Origin of the sequence: Pseudomonas sp. NPDC096925, from assembly GCF_044762545.1 — a bacterium.
Classification (GTDB): domain Bacteria; phylum Pseudomonadota; class Gammaproteobacteria; order Pseudomonadales; family Pseudomonadaceae; genus Aquipseudomonas.
Map to the genome: position 1 here is coordinate 56591 of NZ_JBIWEM010000005.1, position 19028 is coordinate 75618.

At 64.0% G+C, this 19028-nt stretch carries 14 protein-coding genes; 3 read left to right on the forward strand and 11 right to left on the reverse strand.

What is annotated here, in order from left to right:
• Positions 1 to 17 precede the first annotated feature (17 nt).
• On the reverse strand, positions 18 to 1826 hold the full coding sequence (msbA, locus tag ACIQYU_RS15925; protein ID WP_207828632.1) for a lipid A export permease/ATP-binding protein MsbA: 1809 nt from the start codon (positions 1824 to 1826) through the stop codon (positions 18 to 20).
• A 15-nt stretch (positions 1827 to 1841) separates the two neighbouring features.
• The gene (locus tag ACIQYU_RS15930; protein WP_207828631.1) at positions 1842 to 3017 is read right to left on the reverse strand and encodes an O-antigen ligase; all 1176 of its coding nucleotides are present in this window, start codon (positions 3015 to 3017) and stop codon (positions 1842 to 1844) included.
• Between the two features lie 100 nt (positions 3018 to 3117).
• Here ACIQYU_RS15930 and ACIQYU_RS15935 point away from each other — a divergent pair, with 100 nt between their 5' ends.
• Complete coding sequence (locus ACIQYU_RS15935; RefSeq protein ID WP_207828630.1) at positions 3118 to 3723, forward strand: toluene tolerance protein; 606 nt, start codon at positions 3118 to 3120, stop codon at positions 3721 to 3723.
• A gap of 3 nt (positions 3724 to 3726) precedes the next feature.
• Here the strand turns inward: ACIQYU_RS15935 and ACIQYU_RS15940 are convergent, their stop codons facing one another.
• The 9 genes from ACIQYU_RS15940 to putP all read right to left on the reverse strand — a co-directional run bounded on the left by ACIQYU_RS15940 (position 3727) and on the right by putP (position 14564).
• Positions 3727 to 4818, reverse strand: a complete 1092-nt coding sequence (locus ACIQYU_RS15940; protein WP_207828629.1) for a glycosyltransferase — start codon at positions 4816 to 4818, stop codon at positions 3727 to 3729.
• Between the two features lie 37 nt (positions 4819 to 4855).
• On the reverse strand, positions 4856 to 5629 hold the full coding sequence (locus ACIQYU_RS15945) for a glycosyltransferase family 2 protein (protein WP_207828628.1): 774 nt from the start codon (positions 5627 to 5629) through the stop codon (positions 4856 to 4858).
• 66 nt (positions 5630 to 5695) lie between these two features.
• Complete coding sequence (locus tag ACIQYU_RS15950) at positions 5696 to 6652, reverse strand: glycosyltransferase (RefSeq protein ID WP_207828627.1); 957 nt, start codon at positions 6650 to 6652, stop codon at positions 5696 to 5698.
• A gap of 49 nt (positions 6653 to 6701) precedes the next feature.
• Positions 6702 to 8105 (reverse strand): PIG-L family deacetylase, encoded by a 1404-nt coding sequence (locus ACIQYU_RS15955; protein WP_207828965.1) that lies wholly within the window; start codon positions 8103 to 8105, stop codon positions 6702 to 6704.
• Positions 8102 to 8998: an antimicrobial resistance protein Mig-14 gene (locus ACIQYU_RS15960; RefSeq protein ID WP_207828625.1), complete on the reverse strand. Its 897-nt coding sequence runs from the start codon at positions 8996 to 8998 to the stop codon at positions 8102 to 8104. The genes ACIQYU_RS15955 and ACIQYU_RS15960 overlap by 4 nt, the downstream gene beginning before the upstream one ends.
• Entirely contained in the window at positions 8998 to 10128 is a 1131-nt protein-coding gene (locus tag ACIQYU_RS15965; RefSeq protein ID WP_207828623.1) for a glycosyltransferase, read from the reverse strand. The genes ACIQYU_RS15960 and ACIQYU_RS15965 overlap by 1 nt, the downstream gene beginning before the upstream one ends.
• Positions 10112 to 11869, reverse strand: a complete 1758-nt coding sequence (locus ACIQYU_RS15970; protein ID WP_207828621.1) for a carbamoyltransferase — start codon at positions 11867 to 11869, stop codon at positions 10112 to 10114. The genes ACIQYU_RS15965 and ACIQYU_RS15970 overlap by 17 nt, the downstream gene beginning before the upstream one ends.
• A gap of 194 nt (positions 11870 to 12063) precedes the next feature.
• Entirely contained in the window at positions 12064 to 12900 is an 837-nt protein-coding gene (locus ACIQYU_RS15975) for a 23S rRNA (adenine(2030)-N(6))-methyltransferase RlmJ (RefSeq protein ID WP_207828619.1), read from the reverse strand.
• 185 nt (positions 12901 to 13085) lie between these two features.
• Complete coding sequence (gene putP / locus ACIQYU_RS15980; protein WP_207828616.1) at positions 13086 to 14564, reverse strand: sodium/proline symporter PutP; 1479 nt, start codon at positions 14562 to 14564, stop codon at positions 13086 to 13088.
• On the opposite strand from putP, the gene ACIQYU_RS15985 reads away from it, so the two are divergent.
• Complete coding sequence (locus ACIQYU_RS15985) at positions 14563 to 14910, forward strand: hypothetical protein (RefSeq protein WP_207828606.1); 348 nt, start codon at positions 14563 to 14565, stop codon at positions 14908 to 14910. The genes putP and ACIQYU_RS15985 overlap by 2 nt on opposite strands.
• Before the next feature lie 12 nt (positions 14911 to 14922).
• Positions 14923 to 18876: a trifunctional transcriptional regulator/proline dehydrogenase/L-glutamate gamma-semialdehyde dehydrogenase gene (gene putA / locus ACIQYU_RS15990; RefSeq protein ID WP_402800746.1), complete on the forward strand. Its 3954-nt coding sequence runs from the start codon at positions 14923 to 14925 to the stop codon at positions 18874 to 18876.
• Positions 18877 to 19028 lie beyond the last annotated feature (152 nt).

Genomic DNA, 19028 nt, shown 5'->3' on the forward strand with positions numbered 1-19028 from the left:
CCCCGATCAACGAGGGTTCAGGTGATATCGGCCTTGGCCGGTTCATCCAGGCCCATGGCATGCAGGCGGGCATAATGGCCATTGGCCGCGAGCAGCTCGGCATGGGTGCCGCGCTCGACCAGACGGCCCTGGTCCATGACCAGGATCTGGTCGGCCTTCTCGATGGTCGACAGGCGGTGGGCGATCACCAGCGTGGTACGGCCTTGCATCACATGGTCCAGGGCAGCCTGGATATGCCGCTCGGACTCGGTATCAAGCGCCGAGGTGGCTTCGTCGAGGATCAGCAGCGGTGCGTTCTTCAGCAGTGCCCGGGCGATCGCCAGGCGCTGGCGCTGGCCGCCGGAGAGCAGCACGCCGTTTTCGCCCACTTCGGTATCGAAGCCTTTCGGCAGGCGATCGACGAATTCCTTGGCGTAGGCATCGGCCGCAGCGGCTTCGATGTCGGCGCGCGGGGCGCCGGCCAGGTCGCCATAGGCGATGTTGTTGGCCACGGTGTCGTTGAACAGGGTGACGTGCTGGGTCACCTGCGAAACGTGGCGACGCAGGTTGCGCAGGCGATAGTTCTCGATCTCCACGCCATCGAGCAGGATCTGCCCCTGGTCGTGGTGATAGAAGCGCGGGATCAGCGCCGCCAGGGTCGACTTGCCGCTGCCGGAGCGACCGACCAGGGCAATCATCTGCCCCGGCTCGGCAACGAAGCTGATATCGCTCAGCACCTCACGCTCGGTACCCGGGTAGGTGAAGCTCAGGTTGCGCACTTCCAGGCGCCCTTCCACCCGTTCCTTCTCGACGGTGCCGCTGTCCACTTCAGGTGCTTCGTCCAGTTGCTCGAAGATGCTCTCGGCACCGGCCAGACCTTTCTGGATGGTCGAGCTGACCTCCGAAAGCTGACGAATCGGCTTGGGCAACAGGCCGGCGGCGGTGATATAGGCCACCAGATCACCGGCAGTGGAGTCACCACGCAGGAACAGCACCAGGAACATCAGCGCGGCCATGGCGGTGTAGATCACCAGCTGCAGCATCGGCGTGTACAGCGAGCCGGTCTTGGTCATGTGCAGCTGCTTGTCGGTGTTGCTCTGGCTGGCCTTGCCGAAACGCTCCTGCTCGTAGGCCTCGCCGCCGAAGCTGCGCACCACGCGGTAGCCCTGGATGGTTTCCGAAGCGACGTGGGTGACGTCGCCCATGGCCACCTGGATCTTCTTGCTCTGCTTGCGGAATTTCTTGCTGGCGACGCTGACCATCACCGCGATCACCGGCAGGATGGCGACCATCACCAAGGTCAGGTGCCAGTTCATCCACAGCAGGTAGCCGAACAGGAACACCACGGTCAGGCCTTCGCGGATCACCACCTTGATCGCATCGGTGGCGGCACCGGTGACCATGGTCACGTTGAAGGTGATGCGCGAAATCAGGTGCCCGGAGTTGTGGTTGTCGAAGTAGCGGTTAGGCAGCACCAGCAGCTTGTTGAACAGTTCCACACGCAGGTCGTGCACCAGGCACAGGGAAACCTTGGCCAGGAAGTAGTTGCCGAGGAACGAGCCCAGGCCCTGCCACGCGGCAATCAGGATGATCAGCAGCGGCACCGCCTGCAGCAGTTGCAGGTCGCGCAGGTAGGGGACGTTGGGGAACAACACCGCTTCGGGGTTGCTCAGCCCATCGACGAAATACTTCAGGATCCCCGCCAGCATCGGCTGGGTCGAGGCAAAGATCACGAAACCGATGATGCTCAGCAGGAAAATGCCGACATAGGGTTTCACATAGCTCAGCAGCCGGAAGTAGATCTTCAGGCTGGAGGTGTGTTCCGCCGGTCGCGGTGTTTCGGCCATTATCAAGCTCGCTGTTCAGGTTGAACCGGAAATTTTACCACAGGCGTCATTTTCGGCACGCCCCCATGGCAGCAACATCGCCAGGCCCACGGGCAGCCAGCTGATGAACCATTCGGCACGTGGCGTGCCGGTGAGGCTGGCGGCATCGAACTGCATGGCCAGGGTCGAGTAGACCCAGAAGCCAAGCAGGATCTTGCCGAACAGCGTGCCGCGTGCGCGGATGATTTCGCCCAGGGTGTACAGCCACACCATGACCCACAGCAGCATGCCAGGCAGGCCCATCTCCACTGCGATGTGGGTGAACATGTTGTGGGTGTGGTCGAAGTGCTTGCCCACTGCACTCACGTCGTAGGCAGCCCCCAGGCCAAGGCCGGTCCAGGGATGCGCGGCGATCATGTCGACCACGGCATGGAAGATTTCCGGCCGGTAGGACGAGCCGCGCTGGGCGATCAGGTCGTACACGAGATAGAAGGCCAGGCCGGTGGCAATGGCCGCCAGCATGGCGAACACCTGGCTGTGGCGGTCACGGAACCACAGCGGCGCCATGATCACGGTGAGCACCAGGGCCAGGACCGCCCCACGGCTCTGGCTGAGCATGGCAAACAACCCCAGGCACGCCAGTGCTGCCAGCCACAACAGCTGCAGGCCACGTTGCCGCGGCGGCTCGTAAAGCAGGAAGAGCACGGCCGAACCGATGACGTAGGCGCCCAGGATCGGGTGCGATATTTCGCCGATGCCCTCCAGGCGGGCCACCAGCGGCATGCCCAGCACGCCGTAGAAATGGATGACCGAAACCAGCGCGGCCACGGCCAGCAAGGCGCTACCGGCCAGCAGCAGCTGACGAATGCGGGCCAGGCCAAGCTGGGCCAGCAGCGGGAACGCCAGCAGGAACAGCAGGATGTAGAGCAGGCGCTTGGCCTCGCGCCCCGGGTCTTGCGCGGCAGACCAGGTCAGGCTGAGCCCGCTCCAAGCCAGCAGCAACAACACACTCCCCCACAAGGCCGGCTGACGCCGCCAGGCCTGCACGATTACTTGCCGTGCGGACCACGCCATTACCAGCGTTGGCAACCACAGGAACAACACCAGGCCTTGCTGATAAATCTTGTTGCTCGGTGCCAAGGCAATCGCTGCCAGGAACCAGACCAACCCCAAACCCAACCAGGCTCGCGCCCAGTTTTTTTGATACAACATCCTTTCCCCCGATGAATCAAAGACACCATCCATGGTGCAACTGCATTATTTTCGGCATTATTGCCGGTCATTTTGCTCGCCAGACGACAAGGCTCTATTCATGCAATGCTCCCGGCTCACCCAGGTCGACTTCGATCAGCTGACACAAGGCGCACAGGTGCTTGAGGCAGATAGCCATGGCGCCAAAGTCTACCTGCTTGCGGATGGTAATTTCCTCAAGGTTTTCCGTAGGAAGCGGCTGATTTCATCTGCACTGCTGCGCCCGTACTCGCAGCGCTTCGTCGACAACGCCGCGCGCTTGGCACAACTGGGCATCCCCACTCTGGAAGTGATCAGCCAGCACAAGCTCGACCTGCCAGGGCGCACTGCCGTGCTGTACCGCCCGCTGCCAGGGCGCACCTTGTTGCAAATGTCGCGCGATGAAGGTTTCAACTGGGGTATTTATCTGCCGCGCCTCATCGAGCTGATCCGCCAGTTGCACCGCAGCGGCGTGTACTTCCGCTCGTTGCACCTGGGAAATGTGGTGGTCACCCCCGACCAGCAACTGGGCCTGATCGACGTGGCCGACATGCGTTTCCTGCGCCCGCCGCTGTCGGCGCGCATGATTCGGCGCAATGTGCAGCACATGGTGCGTTATATCGAACGGGAGAACCTGGGCGACCGGTTCCCCCTTGCCGACTTCGAGGCGGCCCTGCTGGCGCGCTGAGCGTCAGCTGCGCAGCAGGCTCTGCGAGCCGTTGCAGAACGCCTGCCAGGCCTGCTCCGGGGCCAGCGCCTGGCGCTGCCGGGCGGCTACCGCCGGGGCACTGAGCGCCGTGCAACGCTCGATCGCCTCGGCCCAGGCATTTTCATTGGCAACGGGCAGGTAGCCACCGGTGTCCTGCAACTGCTCGCGAAACACCTGCAGGTCGCTGCACAGCACCGGTACGTCGGCCATGACCGCCTCCTGTACCACCAGCCCCAGGCCTTCGGAGCGCGAGGGCACCAATAGCCAGTCGAATGCCCGGTACAGCTGCTGCAGGTCATCGCGGTGACCGCTCAGGTGAACACGCCCGGCCAGGCCCAGCGCGTCGATACGGGCCTGCAGCACCGCACGCAGGGGGCCTTCGCCGATGATGGCCAATTGCATGTCCGGCTGGCGCGCACTGGCCTTGGCGAATGCCTCGATCAGCATTTCGAAGCCCTTGCTCTCCACCAACCGCCCGACCGCGCCCAGCATCACCCCATTTACCTGTGGCAACTGCAGGGCCTGCCTGGCCGCTCCTCGACTCAACAACGGCTCGGCGAATGCCCGCGGGTCAAGGGCCATGCGCAAGGTCTGCACCGGCCTGCCCAGGTCGTGTTCGATGGACGCGGCAAGTGTCTGCGAAACGGCGGCAATGCTCAGCCGCTCGGCCGGGAACATGCGCAGCAGGCGAACATCACTGTCACTCAGGCGCGTCTTGCCGTGAAACAGCACCTTGGCACGCACCTGCGGAACCTGCTCCAACAACGGCAACACCAGCCGCGCCACACCGACACCGTCGAGCAGCACGACTTCAGCCTGGGCCTCGTTCAGCGCCTTGCGCAAGCGCATGCGCAACCATGGGCGCAACAGGCGCCAGAAGTGCCGCCCTTTCAGCGCCCGTGACGGCATGTGCCACTCCCGGGTCGCACCAAGCCCACAGCAGAGCCCACTACCCAGCAGCAGCCAGTTGGTAATCCGGGCATCGGCCCCCGCGTGCGACAGCACCTGCCGATGCACCTTGTGGATGGACATGTACGGCGTTCCACCCGCCCACATCATATTGACGATGTTCATGGGCCCTCTCCCGCTCATGCCAGGTGGGGCAGCGACTTCATTGAACAAAAATGGTGATTCCCATGCCAATCACGGCACCCGCCACGAGCGTCAATGCCAACTTGATCCGATCACGTTTACGACGTTTGGCCTTGCGCTCCACTTCGATGGGCAAGGTCACGTGATTACCGAATCCAGTATGTAATACTGCATCACCCTCCAAGGTGACCGCTGTCAGGTTCAACTCAGCGTAGCGTCGGGAAAGTGCCTTCTCTCCAGCATAGGCGGCAAATGGCGCGCAACGCTGGTAATCGCTCAAGCGACGCAGCCCGGGGTTGAGCGAAAAAGCCTGCCACTCGGCCTTGTCGGACAGCAGCGGGTAGCAAGGGACGCCAGCGATCACCTGGCGATCGCCCAGGTGGATGTACGGGCTGTGGATGGCCAGGTCATGGGCATGGCTGCGCAGCCAGACCTGCAACAGGTTGGGGCTGACCTCCAGGATGGCCCGGGAGTCTTCGACGAAGCTCTGGCGATAGAAGTGCCAGTCGTCCTCGCAGTGAAAGATGTAGGGCGTCTTTACATGGCTGTAGGCCAGGTCGATAGACGGCAGTTGGCCCAGCTTGGGCCGGTTGACGAACACCTTGCAATGCGGCTTCCAGTGCTCAGGCACAGCGGCATGCACGGCATCGTCACCGGAATCTTCGGTGATGAACACTTCGCGAATGGGCGCGGTATTGTAGCGATCGAAACTCTCAAGGGTATCTTTGAGCAGATCGAACCGCCCACAACTGGTCACGACAAGCGTGATGTCACTCTCACCTGAAAAGCGCACCGGACTCCCTCCGCATTGCGACTATCGACTTCCGGCACCCTTTCCGTAGGCGCGAAAGTTCTTATGTTAGATGCCCAGCTTCAGGCGCAGCCGCTGCCATGCAGACAACGGTGGGTGGGGCCTGAGCGCCGGGCGCATGTGGTCGACGATGCTACGTCCAACTGCCGCGAAACTGAAACGGGAAACCGCCAGGTGGCGGCCATTTTCTGCAATCTGCCGCGCCAGCTCAGGGTCCGAACGCAAACGGCGGAGCTTTTCCTGAAGGGTGGGGATACTGTCATAGAACACCACGTTGTGCATGTCCTGCAGGCCCAGCGCGCGGTTCTCTTGCTCGCCCTGGTCATACGCCAGCAACACACAGCCACAGGCCATGGCTTCGAAGTTCTTGATCATGTATTCGCCCATGCCGACGTCGGCACTGACGAAGAAGCGGATCCGGTTGAGCGTGTTGCAGTAGTCCTCACCCGATTTGGTACGGGTCACCACCAGGTTCTCGACCCGACCCAGCTCGTCCAGCAACGCCTTGCGGCCACTGTAGGCCACGCTGTTGGTGCTGCCGACGAAGGCCAGTTCGATGTCGCGCTCACGCCCCTGGTCGGCCAGCAACTGCTCGTCGTAGCCCTTGGGCACGAACACGGCATCGAAACCTTCCTGACGCAGGCGCTCGCTGACCATGTAGCCGGAGCTGATCACCCGCGCCCAGGGCAGCTTGCGGTAATGGGCGCTGAACTTGCCGGTGTACTTGCACGGGATGTAGTTCTGATAGGCATCATGCTCGAGGATGACCAGGTTCGGCACGGTGCGGATGAACGCCGCCTGGCGGATTTCCTGCTTGAAACGCAGGAAGAACACAATGCGGTCATAACGCTCGACCTGCACTTCACGCTTGAAATAACGGCGCAGATTGCGCTGGTCTTCGCTGGTCAGCCAGCGCAGGTCGCACTCGCAGTTGGCCGCGACGCCATCGTACAGGCGGTCGAGAATCGCCCGCTGTTCCTTCTGCACCAAAAATAGGACTTTCATTGCATTCCTTGGGCGCTCTGCGCCATCGCGGTCAACCATGGGGGCGCGGCTACAGCTCACGCCGCCAGAACAGTTCATGTCGGCGCACGGCCTTGCGGAAGAATTCGTTCTCGCCGTAAGGCGACGGCCGCCGCCCGGCCAGCCAGCGCTGCAACAAGCGGCGCAGGCGGCGCTTGAACGGCGCCGGCGGCTGCAGGTCGTGCATCATGCCCAGGGCCATGGCCTTGTCGCGCTGGGTCGCCAGATCCAGCACAAGGCTGCAGGGTGCCCAGGCCTGGGCAGCGCTCAGCTGCGGCGGCAAGGCCACGCCATCACCACTGTCGCCCATCGGCCAGCGATCGTTGTCATGCAGATGGTTGGCGTAGCACAGCAGGGTTTGCGGCTGCCAGGCCAGGCCTTGCAAGGCTTCCAGCACCGCTGCCTGGGCACAGATGTGGTCGGGGTGCGGGTCGAGTTGCGGGTGCGGCATCACCAGCACCTCTGGCCTGGCCATTTCCAGCAAGGCACGCAGGTCCGCCAGCAGGTTGTGCCAGGTCGGCGCGCCATCGCCGTCGGCCGGCAGCGGGAACGGGTTGAACCGGCGGAATACGCGAATGTCGGCGAGGTCGGCCTCGCGAGAAGCGGCCGGCTGGTCTGGCGCGGCCTGCATGGCAGGCAGTTGCAGGCAGAAGTAGCCCAGCTGCACGCAGCGCGACTCCGCCACACCGGCCCAGCGTGGCACCGCGATACTGTCCCAGGCCCGCAGGCGCCCCTTCAGGCGCGCGGCCTCGGCCTTTGCCAGGCCCATCTGCTGATAGTGCTCGGCCTCGATTTCACCAGCGGTCAGGGTCACTACCCAGGTTTCATCGGCCTGGCTGTAGAGGCCATACGCGGCCAGCTCGGCATCATCGGCATGCGGCGCGATCACCATCACCCGGCGCTTTTGCAGCTCGACCGCCGGAGTTATCCACAAGCGCGGCTGGCCCGTCAGCCGACAATGCCGGCCACGCAGGCGCAACGCGCCAGCCTGCAGCGGTGCGGCAAGGCCGGTCAAGTTGAGGAAGCGCACGCCATCGACGCCGCGCTCGAAGGTTTGCCGGTCGGTCTGTTCACCAGCCACCAGCTCGACCTGCGGGTCGAGGAAGCGCCCAAGCCAGCGGCTTTCTACCCGCAGCTCGAGGATCAGGGTCTCGTTGCCCTGCAGCGCGCAGTCAGCCTTGAGCAGGCCGCCGTTCAGGCTGGCAGGGGCTTGCCGGGTCTGCTCGCCGAAGTCGTAGGCGTAGTCCTCGCCTGGCGCATAGAACAGGTGGTCGGCAAACCAGGCTTCATGGGCCACCCACAGCAGCGGCAACAGCAACAGTGGCAACCACCACCAGCTGAGCACACCCAAGGCCACCAGCGCGACCAGGCCCGCCAGCAGGCCCAGGCGCTTGTTGCGCCGGTGGCGCTTGAGCAACTGCTGCTTGCGGCTCACGCCTGATACACCGGCACGGGGTTGCACCAGCGGTCCTTGTACTCGCGGTCGGCACGGCCGAACGAGAACCGCAGCGGCTTGTTGCGCGCACGGGCGTCTTCCCAGGCGGCCTGGGTATTGAGGAAGCTCAGCACGCTGCCGGGGCTGAAGGCCTTGGTTTCAGGGTCGACACCGCCATTGATGTACTCGACGCTGACCCATTCCGGCGCTTCGACACGGTATACCAGCTGGATGGCGATCGGCTTGCCGTCCAGCAGCAGGACCGAACCGATCAGCAGCGCGCGCAGGCGCTCGAGCACCTCGGCCATGCGCTCGGCACCGGTGGCCGGGAAGCCCCAGCGGCGCTGGAACAAGTCGCAGTACATGCTGGCGATTTCCTGCGCGCTGAAGTCGCTGATCGGGCGCACCACACCGCCCGCCTCTTCCAGCAGGCGAAGCTCGCGGCGCTGGTTGTAGCGGAACTTCTTCGACAGGTCTTCGTGGGCGCGAGCCATGGCCAGCTGTTCCTTCTGCACCTTGAGGCCACTGAAGCGGCCCTGGTTCAGTTCGGACAGGTAGCGCGCGGCATGGCGCAACGGCGCGGCGGCATCGGCCGCCGCCGGCAGGATGATCTCGGCGTTACCCAGGTCGAACAGCGCCTTTTTGCCGGCACGCTTGAGCACGTCCTTGGACAGCGCAAGGTGGCGCCCCCAGGTGGGGATGGCGGCCTTCAGCTCACCGGCCTGGTGCCAGCCCAGGTAACGCACCGGGATCTGCGCCAGATCCGCAAGCTGCTCGACCACCAGAGGATGGGTGGCGACACTGCCGCCAAAGCGGGCCCATGCCTCGGCGTAGGCCTTGGCATCGATCACTTGCCAACCGCGCTCGCGGAAGGCCTGGATACGGTTGAGCATCAGGCCTTCCCCACCAGCGCACGGACCTGCGGCAGCTGCCAGAAGGCCTCGCGCACCGCCTGGTCGGAGAAGCGTTCATGCAGGCGCTGCAGCATGTGCCCGGCACAGGCCTGGCGCTGCTGCCCATCGAGCACGGCCATGTGCTTCAGGCCTTGGGCCAGTTGCCCGGCATCGCCCAGCGGGAACAGCACGCCAACACCCTCGACCACTTCACGGGCACCGCCACAAGCCGTGGCCAGCACGGGTACACCGGCAACCATGGCTTCAAGCAGGACCATGCCGAACGGCTCATGGTCGGAGCTCAGGGCGAACACGTCGAACGCCTGGAAGTAACGACGCGCATCCGGCACCTGGCCAAGGAAGTCCACTTGCCCGGCAATGCCCAGCTCGGCGGCCAGGTCCTTGAGCCTGGCTTCCAGGCGGCCCTTGCCGAGGATCGCCAGGCGGGCACCGGCCGGCAGCCCCGGTAGTGCTTCGGCAAAACCACGCAGCAGGGTAGCCTGGTCCTTGTCCGGGTGCAGGCGCCCGACGTTACCGACAATCCACGCCTGCGCATCCAGGCCCAAGGCCTGACGCGCCTCGGCGCGCGGCACCAGGGCCGCTTGCAGGGCGTCAATGTCGATGCGGTTGTACAGGGTCTGGATACGCTCTGCCGGCCACTGCGGCAGGCAGCGGCGCATGTCGTCACGCACGGCGTCCGACACGCCCAGCAGGCTCAGGCGTTTGCTGAACAGGTTGGCGAAGATGCGTCGCCCCTTGCGCTCGTAGTCACCGAAGGCATGGTGCACACCGATCACCGGCAAGCCGGTGCCCAGCAACGCCACGTAGATCGGCTTGAAGCGATGGGCAATGCAGAAGGCGAAATTGCGCTCGGCCGCGATCCGCCGCAATGCACGGATGGCGCCGAGCTTCAGGCCGCGTACGGCCTTGGAGCTGAACTCCAGGAACAGCACCTCGTCCGACGCGCAGCCGGCCGCTACCTGCGGGTCGGCTGCGCCGGTGAGGAACACCGTGGTGACCTGGTAGCCACGCCCCTGGAACAGGCTGGCGTACTGACGGGCGCAGTCCAGGAACGGCCCGTCATAGCCATGGCAGAACTGCAGGATGCGCGGTTCAGAGCGGCTGGTCATACGGGGCCGCGCCGTCCTTCACAACCAGGATGTCTTCCATGATCAGGTACTGCAGGTCCGAGCCGAAGAACATGTTCAGGGCGTCGGTCGGCGAGCAGATCATCGGTTCACCACGGCGGTTCAGCGAGGTGTTCAGCGACACGCCGTTGCCGGTCAGGTCTTCCAGCGCCTTCATCATGTCGTAGTAGCGCGGGTTGTACTCGCGCTTGAGCACCTGGGCACGCGAAGTGCCGTCCTCGTGGACCACTTCCGGCACGCGGGTCTTCCACTCTTCAGCCACTTCGAAGGTGAAGGTCATGAACGGCGCCGGGTGGTCGACCTTGATCATCTGCGGGGCGACGGTGTCGAGCATCGACGGGCAGAAAGGTCTCCAGCGTTCGCGGAACTTGATCTGCTCGTTGATGCGGTCGGCCACGCCCGGCACGCTCGGGCAGCCGATGATCGAACGGCCGCCCAGGGCGCGCGGACCAAATTCCATGCGGCCCTGGAACCAGGCCACCGGGTTGCCATCGACCATGATTTTGGCGATGCGCTGCGGCATATCGTCGAGCTTGCGCCACTTTGGCGCGTTCGGGTGACGGGCGCAGGCAGCGATCACGTCTTCGTTGGAGTACGACGGGCCGAGGTAGACGTGTTCCATCTTCTCGACCGGCACGCCACGGGCGTGGGAAACGTAGGCGGCAGCACCCACGGCGGTACCCGCGTCACCAGAAGCCGGCTGCACGAACAGCTCTTTCAGGTCTGGGCGGGCGATGATCTTCTGGTTGAGCTTGACGTTCAGCGCGCAACCGCCGGCAAAGGCCAGCTTGCCGGTTTCACGCAGGGTGTCGCCCAGATAGTAGTCGATCATCTGCAGGGCGATTTTCTCGAACAGCGCCTGCATGCTGGCCGCGTAATGGATGTACGGCTCGTCGGCGATATCGCCTTCGCGCTTGGGGCCCAGCCATTCGATCAGCTTCGGCGAGAAGTAGAAGCCCTTGCCCTTCTCTTTATAGCGGCGCAGGCCGATGACGTTGGCGTATTCGGTGTTGATCACCAGTTCGCCATTTTCGAAGCTGGCCAGGCGCGAGAAGTCGTACTTGCTGGCGTCGCCATACGGCGCCATGCCCATGACCTTGAACTCGCCGTCGAGCATCTCGAAGCCGAGGAACTCGGTGATTGCGCCGTACAGGCCGCCCAGCGAGTCCGGGTCGAAGAATTCCTTGATCTTGTGGATCTTGCCGTTTTCGCCATAGCCAAAGAAGGTGGTGGCGTATTCGCCCTTGCCGTCGATGCCGAGGATTGCGGTTTTTTCCTTGAAGCCCGAGCAGTGGTAGGCGCTGGAGGCGTGGGCCAGGTGGTGCTCGACCGGCTCGATCTTGACCTTTTTCGGGTCGAAGCCCAGTTGCTCCAGGCACCAGACAATCTTCTTGCGGTAGCGCTTGTAGCGACGGTTGCCCATCAGGATGGCGTCGAAGGCGCGGTCCGGGGCGTACCAGTAGCGCTTGGCATAGTGCCAGCGCGCCTTGCCGAACAGGCTGATCGGGGCGAACGGGATGGCTACCACGTCGACGTCGGATGGCTTGATGCCTGCCTGTTCCAGGCAGAACTTCGCCGACTCGTAGGGCATGCGGTTCTTCGCATGCTTGTCACGCACGAAGCGCTCTTCTTCGGCGGCGGCAATCAGCTTGCCGTCAATGTACAAGGCCGCGGAAGGGTCATGGCTAAGGGCGCCGGACAGGCCAAGAATCGTCAATGCCAAGGGATTAGCCTCTTCATTCGGTAGAAATGCGCCAGCGGCCTCTTGGGCGGGTGGCGGCTAAAGGGCGGGATTATAACGCAAACATCAGGATAGGCACTGCATTAACCTGTGGGAGCGGGCGTGCCCGCGAACACCGGCAAAGCCGGTGCCATGCACCGCAGCGCCTGCTCCCACAGATGCCCCAAGGCAACTGCTTATTCGGCGATCAGCCAGTCCATACGGAAGCTGCCGGCGGTCTGCGCCAGCTCCTTGGCCAGCCATGGCAGCAGCTCCTTGAGCTCGTCCTCCAGCCCCCACGGCGGGTTGGCGATGGCCAGGCCGGAGCCATTGAGCCCCTGCGGGCTGTCCTGGTGATGCACATACAACTCGACCCGCAGCAGCTTCGGCGCGCCGGTGCTGGTCAGGTCCTGGTAGAAGCGGGTCAGCGAACGCTGGTCCTTGATCGGATACCAGATGGCCGCGACGGTCTGGCGCATGCGGCCGATCGCCTCTTTCATCGCCGTGGTGCAGCGCTTCAGCTCATCAGCTTGCTCGAACGGCGGGTCGATCAGCATGATCGCGCGCTTTTCCTGCACGGGCAGCAAGGCCCGCGGCACATGCCAGCCTTCACCCAGGTGCACGACCACGCGCGGGTCTTTCTTCATGTTCTCTTTGAGCAGCGGCCCGTCTTCAGGGTGCTTCTCGTTGAGCAGGGCGCGGTCCTGCTGACGCATCAGGCGGCGGGCCAGCTCGGGCGAGCCTGGGTAATAGCGCAGCTCGCCATCGGCATTCAGGCGTTTGATGATACGCAGATAGTCGTCAGCCATGGCCGGCAGGTCATCGCGATTCCACAGGCGGGCGACACCTTCCAGGTACTCGCCGGTGCGGGTTGCCTGGTCGCCTTGCAGGTCGTACAGGCCAAGCCCTGCGTGGGTATCGATGTAGGCGAACGGCTGTTCCTTGCGCGACATCAGGGCGATGAGGCGGGTCAGCACGATGTGTTTGAGGACGTCGGCGTGGTTGCCGGCGTGGAAGGCGTGACGATAGTTCATGGCAACTCCTGCGGGGGTGGCAAGTTTACCTTGCCTTGCAGGCGGAGTCAGGCCTGGCTGCTGATCGGCGGCGGCTTCTTCGCGGCTAAACCCGCTCCCACAGGCACCTCACAGAATTTGAGTTCTGTGCAATTCCTGTGGGAGCGGGTTCACCCGCGAAGCAGGCGCCGCCGACTCAACGGGTATTACTTGTCAGCGTGATACGCCGCATCAGCAGTCTCGAAGCGCTTGACCATTGCCTGCGACGGACTGCCCAGCTTGCTCACCACGATGATGGCGATGCTGGCGAACAGGAAGCCCGGGATGATTTCGTACAGCCCGAGGGTGTCGAAGTTCTTCCACAGGATCACGGTCAGCGCACCCACCACGATACCGGCCAGCGCGCCGTTACGTGTCATGCCTTTCCACAGTACCGAAATCAGCACCACCGGACCGAAGGCAGCACCAAAGCCGGCCCAGGCGTAAGCCACCAGGCCCAGCACGCGGTTTTCCGGGTTGGCGGCCATCGCAATGGCGATCAGGGCGACGGCCAGCACCATCAGGCGGCCGACCCACACCAGCTCGACCTGCGAAGCGTTCTTGCGCAGGAAGGACTTGTAGAAGTCTTCGGTCAGGGCGCTGGAGCACACCAGCAGCTGGCAGCTCAGGGTGCTCATCACCGCCGCCAGGATGGCCGACAGCAGCACACCGGCAATCCACGGGTTGAACAGGATCTTGGCCAGCTCGATGAACACGCGCTCGTGGTTCTCGGTGACCGGGCCCGCCAGCTCAGGGTGTGCCGAGAAGTAGGCGATGCCGAAGAAGCCCACGGCGCAGGTACCGGCCAGACACAGGATCATCCAGGTCATGGAGATGCGGCGGGCATTGGCGATCGATTTCACCGAGTCGGCAGCCATGAAGCGCGCCAGGATGTGCGGCTGGCCGAAGTAGCCCAGGCCCCAGCCCATCAGCGAGATGATGCCGATGAAGGTGGCGCCCTTGAGCATGTCGAAGTTGGCCGGGTTCGCCGCATCGATGGCAGCGAAGGTGGTGTCGAAGCCGCCAGTGGAGATCAGCACGATCACCGGGGTGAGGATCAGCGCAAAGATCATCAGTGAAGCCTGCACGGTGTCGGTCCAGCTCACTGCCAGGAAACCACCGACGAAGGTGTAGGCGATGGTCGCTGCGGCACCGGCCCACAGGGCGGTTTCGTACGGCATGCCGAAGGTGCTCTCGAACAGGCGGGCACCGGCAACTATGCCGGAAGCGCAGTAGATGGTGAAGAACACCAGGATCACGATGGCCGAGATGATCCGCAACACGCCGCTGTTGTCTTCGAAGCGGCTGGAGAAGTAGTCCGGCAGGGTCAGTGCATCGCCGTTGTGCTCGGTCTGCACGCGCAGACGGCCAGCGACGAACAGCCAGTTCAGGTAGGCGCCGACGGTCAGGCCGATGGCAATCCAGGCTTCGGACAGGCCGGAGAAGTAGATCGCGCCCGGCAGGCCCATCAGCAGCCAGCCGCTCATGTCGGAAGCGCCGGCGGAAAGCGCGGTAACCACGCTACCCAGGCTGCGACCGCCGAGGATGTAGTCGGAAAGGTTCTTGGTGGAGCGATAGGCGGCGAAGCCGATCAGCACCATTGCCGCGATATAGATCACGAAAGTGATCGTTAGTGGATTGCCCATGCGTGTGCCCTGGCGTTTGTTTTTATGTCATGCACAACCGCAGCCATTGCGGTTGCACCCAGGCGGCGAATCCTATGCAACAACGCAAAGCGGGTGCAACCATTTTTCATTTGCAAGTTGCACCTGCTCGTGCATTTTCAGTCAAAGCCGCTTTTTTGCTCCACTTTTGGAGCAACAAGGTCGTTTTTCAGAAGAAAACGCACCAAAAACGACCCTTTCCAAGGTGTGGAAATATCTGTCGGACGAGTTGCACCTTTTCCACGAAAAATTCGGGTTGCACCTGGTTGCACCCGAATTGTCCTACAGCTACTCTTGGCGCCAGCTTAGGCCACAACCGTGGCAATAACGAGGATAAGAAATGGCGACGACCACCCTTGGGGTCAAACTCGATGACCCGACCCGTGAGCGACTCAAGGCAGCTGCGCAGTCGATTGACCGCACGCCGCACTGGTTGATCAAGCAAGCGATCTTCAACTATCTGGAGAAGCTCGAGGGTGGTGCCACCCTGACCGAACTCAACGGCCATGCCAGCAGCCTGGCCGATGACGCCGGTGAAGTCCAAGCCGACCACAGCCACCAGTGCTTCCTCGAGTTCGCCGAGAGCATCCTGCCGCAGTCGGTACTGCGCTCGGCGATCACCGCCGCCTACCGCCGCCCCGAGCAGGAAGTGGTACCGATGCTGCTGGAGCAGGCGCGCCTGAGCGCCCCGCTGGCCGAAGCGACCAACAAGATGGCCGCCGGCCTCGCCGAAAAACTGCGCAACCAGAAGAGCGCTGGTGGCCGTGCCGGCATCGTCCAGGGCCTGCTGCAGGAGTTCTCGCTGTCGTCCCAGGAAGGCGTGGCACTGATGTGCCTGGCCGAAGCCCTGCTGCGCATCCCCGACAAGGGCACCCGTGACGCACTGATTCGCGACAAGATCAGTACCGGCAACTGGCAGCCACACCTGGGCAACAGCCCGTCGCTGTTCGTCAACGCCGCCACCTGGGGCCTGCTGTTGACCGGCAAGCTGGTGTCCACCCACAACGAATCCGGCCTCACCTCCTCGCTCACCCGCATCATCGGCAAGAGCGGCGAGCCGATGATCCGCAAGGGCGTCGACATGGCCATGCGCCTGATGGGTGAGCAGTTCGTCACCGGCGAAACCATCGCCGAAGCGCTGGCCAACGCCAGCCGCTTCGAGTCCAAGGGCTTCCGCTATTCCTACGACATGCTCGGCGAAGCCGCACTGACCGAGCACGACGCACAGAAGTACCTGGCGTCCTACGAGCAGGCCATCCATTCGATCGGCAAGGCCTCCCATGGCCGTGGCATCTATGAAGGCCCGGGCATCTCGATCAAGCTGTCTGCGCTGCACCCGCGCTACAGCCGCGCCCAGTACGAGCGCGTGATGGAAGAGCTGTACCCGCGCCTGCTGTCGCTGACCCTGCTGGCCAAGCAGTACGACATCGGCCTGAACATCGACGCCGAAGAAGCCGATCGCCTGGAGCTGTCGCTCGACCTGCTCGAGCGCCTGTGCTTCGAGCCTTCGCTGGCCGGCTGGAACGGTATCGGCTTCGTTATCCAGGCCTACCAGAAGCGCTGCCCGTACGTGATCGACTACGTCATCGACCTGGCCAAGCGCAGCCGCCACCGCCTGATGATCCGCCTGGTGAAAGGCGCCTACTGGGACAGCGAGATCAAGCGCGCCCAGGTCGAAGGCCTGGAAGGCTACCCGGTCTACACCCGCAAGGTGTACACCGACGTGTCCTACGTCGCCTGCGCCCGCAAGCTGCTGGCCGTGCCAGAAGCCATCTACCCGCAGTTCGCCACCCACAACGCCCACACCCTGTCGGCCATCTACCACATTGCCGGGCAGAACTATTACCCGGGGCAGTACGAGTTCCAGTGCCTGCACGGCATGGGCGAGCCGCTGTACGAGCAGGTGGTCGGGAAAATTTCCGAAGGCAAGCTGAACCGCCCGTGCCGCGTCTATGCACCGGTCGGCACCCACGAAACGCTGCTGGCCTACCTGGTGCGTCGCCTGCTGGAAAACGGCGCCAACACCTCGTTCGTCAACCGCATCGCCGACCACTCGATCTCCATCCAGGAACTGGTCGCCGACCCGGTCGCCAGCATCGAGCGCATGGGCACCCAGGAAGGCAGCATCGGCCTGCCGCACCCACGTATCCCGCTGCCGCGTGAACTGTATGGCAGCGAGCGGGCCAACTCGGCCGGCATCGACATGGCCAACGAACACCGCCTGGCGTCGCTGTCCTGCGCCATGCTGGCCACCGCCCACAACGACTGGAAAGCCGCCCCGCTGCTGGCCTGCGCCGCCAGCGAAGGCGCTGCTGCGCCGGTGCTGAACCCGGCGGACCACCGCGACGTGGTCGGCCATGTTCAGGAAGCCACTGTCGCCGACGTCGACAATGCCATCCAGTGCGCACTGAATGCCGCACCGATCTGGCAGGCCACCCCGCCGGCCGAACGCGCTGCCATCCTGGAGCGCACCGCCGACCTGATGGAGGCCGAAATCCAGCCGCTGATGGGCCTGCTGATCCGCGAAGCCGGCAAGACCTTCGCCAACGCCATCGCCGAAGTGCGTGAAGCCGTGGACTTCCTGCGCTACTACGCGGTGCAGGCACGCAACGACTTCAGCAACGACGCCCACCGCCCGCTGGGCCCGGTGGTGTGCATCAGCCCGTGGAACTTCCCGCTGGCGATCTTCACCGGCCAGGTGGCCGCAGCGCTCGCCGCCGGCAACCCGGTACTGGCCAAGCCGGCCGAGCAAACCCCGCTGATCGCCGCCCAGGCCGTGCGCCTGCTGCTGGAAGCCGGTATTCCGGAAGGCGTGCTGCAGCTGCTGCCAGGCCGCGGTGAAACCGTCGGTGCCGGCCTGGTCGGTGACGAGCGCGTCAAAGGCGTGATGTTCACCGGTTCCACCGAAGTGGCCCGCCTGCTGCAGCGCAACGTCGCCGGCCGCCTGGACAACCAGGGCCGCCCGATCCCGCTGATCGCCGAAACCGGCGGCCAGAACGCGATGATCGTCGACTCCTCGGCACTGACCGAGCAGGTAGTGATCGACGTGGTGTCCTCGGCCTTCGACAGTGCCGGCCAGCGTTGCTCGGCCCTGCGCGTGCTGTGCCTGCAGGAAGACTCCGCCGACCGCGTGATCGAAATGCTCAAGGGCGCCATGGCCGAAAGCCGCCTGGGTAGCCCGGACCGCCTGGCCGTGGACATTGGCCCGGTAATCGACGCCGAAGCCAAGGCCGGTATCGAGAAGCACATCCAGGGCATGCGTGAGAAAGGCCGCTCGGTCTACCAGGTGGCCATTGCCGATGCTGCCGAGATCAAGCGTGGCACCTTCGTCATGCCGACCCTGATCGAGCTGGAAAGCTTCGACGAGCTGAAGCGTGAAATCTTCGGCCCGGTGCTGCACGTGGTGCGCTACAACCGCCGCAACCTGGACCAGCTGATCGAGCAGATCAACAACTCCGGCTATGGCCTGACCCTCGGCGTGCACACCCGCATCGACGAGACCATCGCCAAGGTGGTGGAAACCGCCAACGCCGGCAACATGTACGTCAACCGCAACATCGTCGGTGCGGTGGTGGGCGTGCAGCCGTTCGGTGGTGAAGGCCTGTCCGGCACTGGCCCGAAAGCCGGCGGCCCGCTGTACCTGTACCGCCTGCTGTCGACTCGCCCGGCCGACGCGATTGGCCGCCACTTCCAGCAGCAGGACGGCGAAGGCAAGCCTGACCGCGCCCTGCACGAGCAGTTGATCAAGCCGCTGCACGGTTTGAAGGCCTGGGCCGAGAGCAACCAGTTGGCCGACCTGGCCGCGCTGTGCAGCCAGTTCGCCAGTCAGTCGCAAAGCGGCATCGCCCGCCTGCTGCCAGGCCCGACCGGCGAGCGCAACAGCTACACCATCCTGCCACGTGAGCACGTGCTGTGCCTGGCCGACAACGAGGCCGACCTGCTGGCGCAGTTCGCCGCAGTGCTGGCGGTTGGCAGCTCGGCGGTATGGGCTGACGGCGAGCCGGGCAAGGCCCTGCGTGCCCGCCTGCCGCGTGAGCTGCAGGCCAAGGTCAAGCTGGTGGCGGACTGGAACAAGGATGAAGTGGCGTTCGACGCCGTGATCCATCATGGCGACTCGGACCAGCTGCGCGGCGTGTGCCTGCAGGTGGCCAAGCGTGCCGGTGCGATCGTGGGCGTGCACGGGCTGTCCAGCGGGGATCATCAGATTGCGCTGGAGCGTCTGGTGATCGAGCGGGCAGTGAGTGTGAACACTGCTGCTGCCGGTGGTAATGCCAGCTTGATGACCATTGGCTGAAGCTGAGGCTGAGGGTTGTTGAAGAAAAGGGAGAGCTTCGGCTCTCCTTTTTTTATGGGGGCTGGGGTTGGGCTGACACGTGTTCGCCACAAAATTTTCTGCGCCTGTGATATCGAGCGCCGCCCGCGCGGCGCTTCGCGGGGCAAGCCCGC

Coding starts and splice junctions, on each gene's coding strand:
- msbA (WP_207828632.1), bottom strand. CDS start 1,826: ATGGCCGAAACACCGCGACCGGCGGAACACACCTCCAGCCTGAAGATC.
- ACIQYU_RS15930 (WP_207828631.1), bottom strand. CDS start 3,017: ATGTTGTATCAAAAAAACTGGGCGCGAGCCTGGTTGGGTTTGGGGTTG.
- ACIQYU_RS15935 (WP_207828630.1), top strand. CDS start 3,118: ATGCAATGCTCCCGGCTCACCCAGGTCGACTTCGATCAGCTGACACAA.
- ACIQYU_RS15940 (WP_207828629.1), bottom strand. CDS start 4,818: ATGAACATCGTCAATATGATGTGGGCGGGTGGAACGCCGTACATGTCC.
- ACIQYU_RS15950 (WP_207828627.1), bottom strand. CDS start 6,652: ATGAAAGTCCTATTTTTGGTGCAGAAGGAACAGCGGGCGATTCTCGAC.
- ACIQYU_RS15960 (WP_207828625.1), bottom strand. CDS start 8,998: ATGCTCAACCGTATCCAGGCCTTCCGCGAGCGCGGTTGGCAAGTGATC.
- ACIQYU_RS15965 (WP_207828623.1), bottom strand. CDS start 10,128: ATGACCAGCCGCTCTGAACCGCGCATCCTGCAGTTCTGCCATGGCTAT.
- ACIQYU_RS15975 (WP_207828619.1), bottom strand. CDS start 12,900: ATGAACTATCGTCACGCCTTCCACGCCGGCAACCACGCCGACGTCCTC.
- ACIQYU_RS15985 (WP_207828606.1), top strand. CDS start 14,563: ATGCGTGTGCCCTGGCGTTTGTTTTTATGTCATGCACAACCGCAGCCA.
- putP (WP_207828616.1), bottom strand. CDS start 14,564: ATGGGCAATCCACTAACGATCACTTTCGTGATCTATATCGCGGCAATG.
- putA (WP_402800746.1), top strand. CDS start 14,923: ATGGCGACGACCACCCTTGGGGTCAAACTCGATGACCCGACCCGTGAG.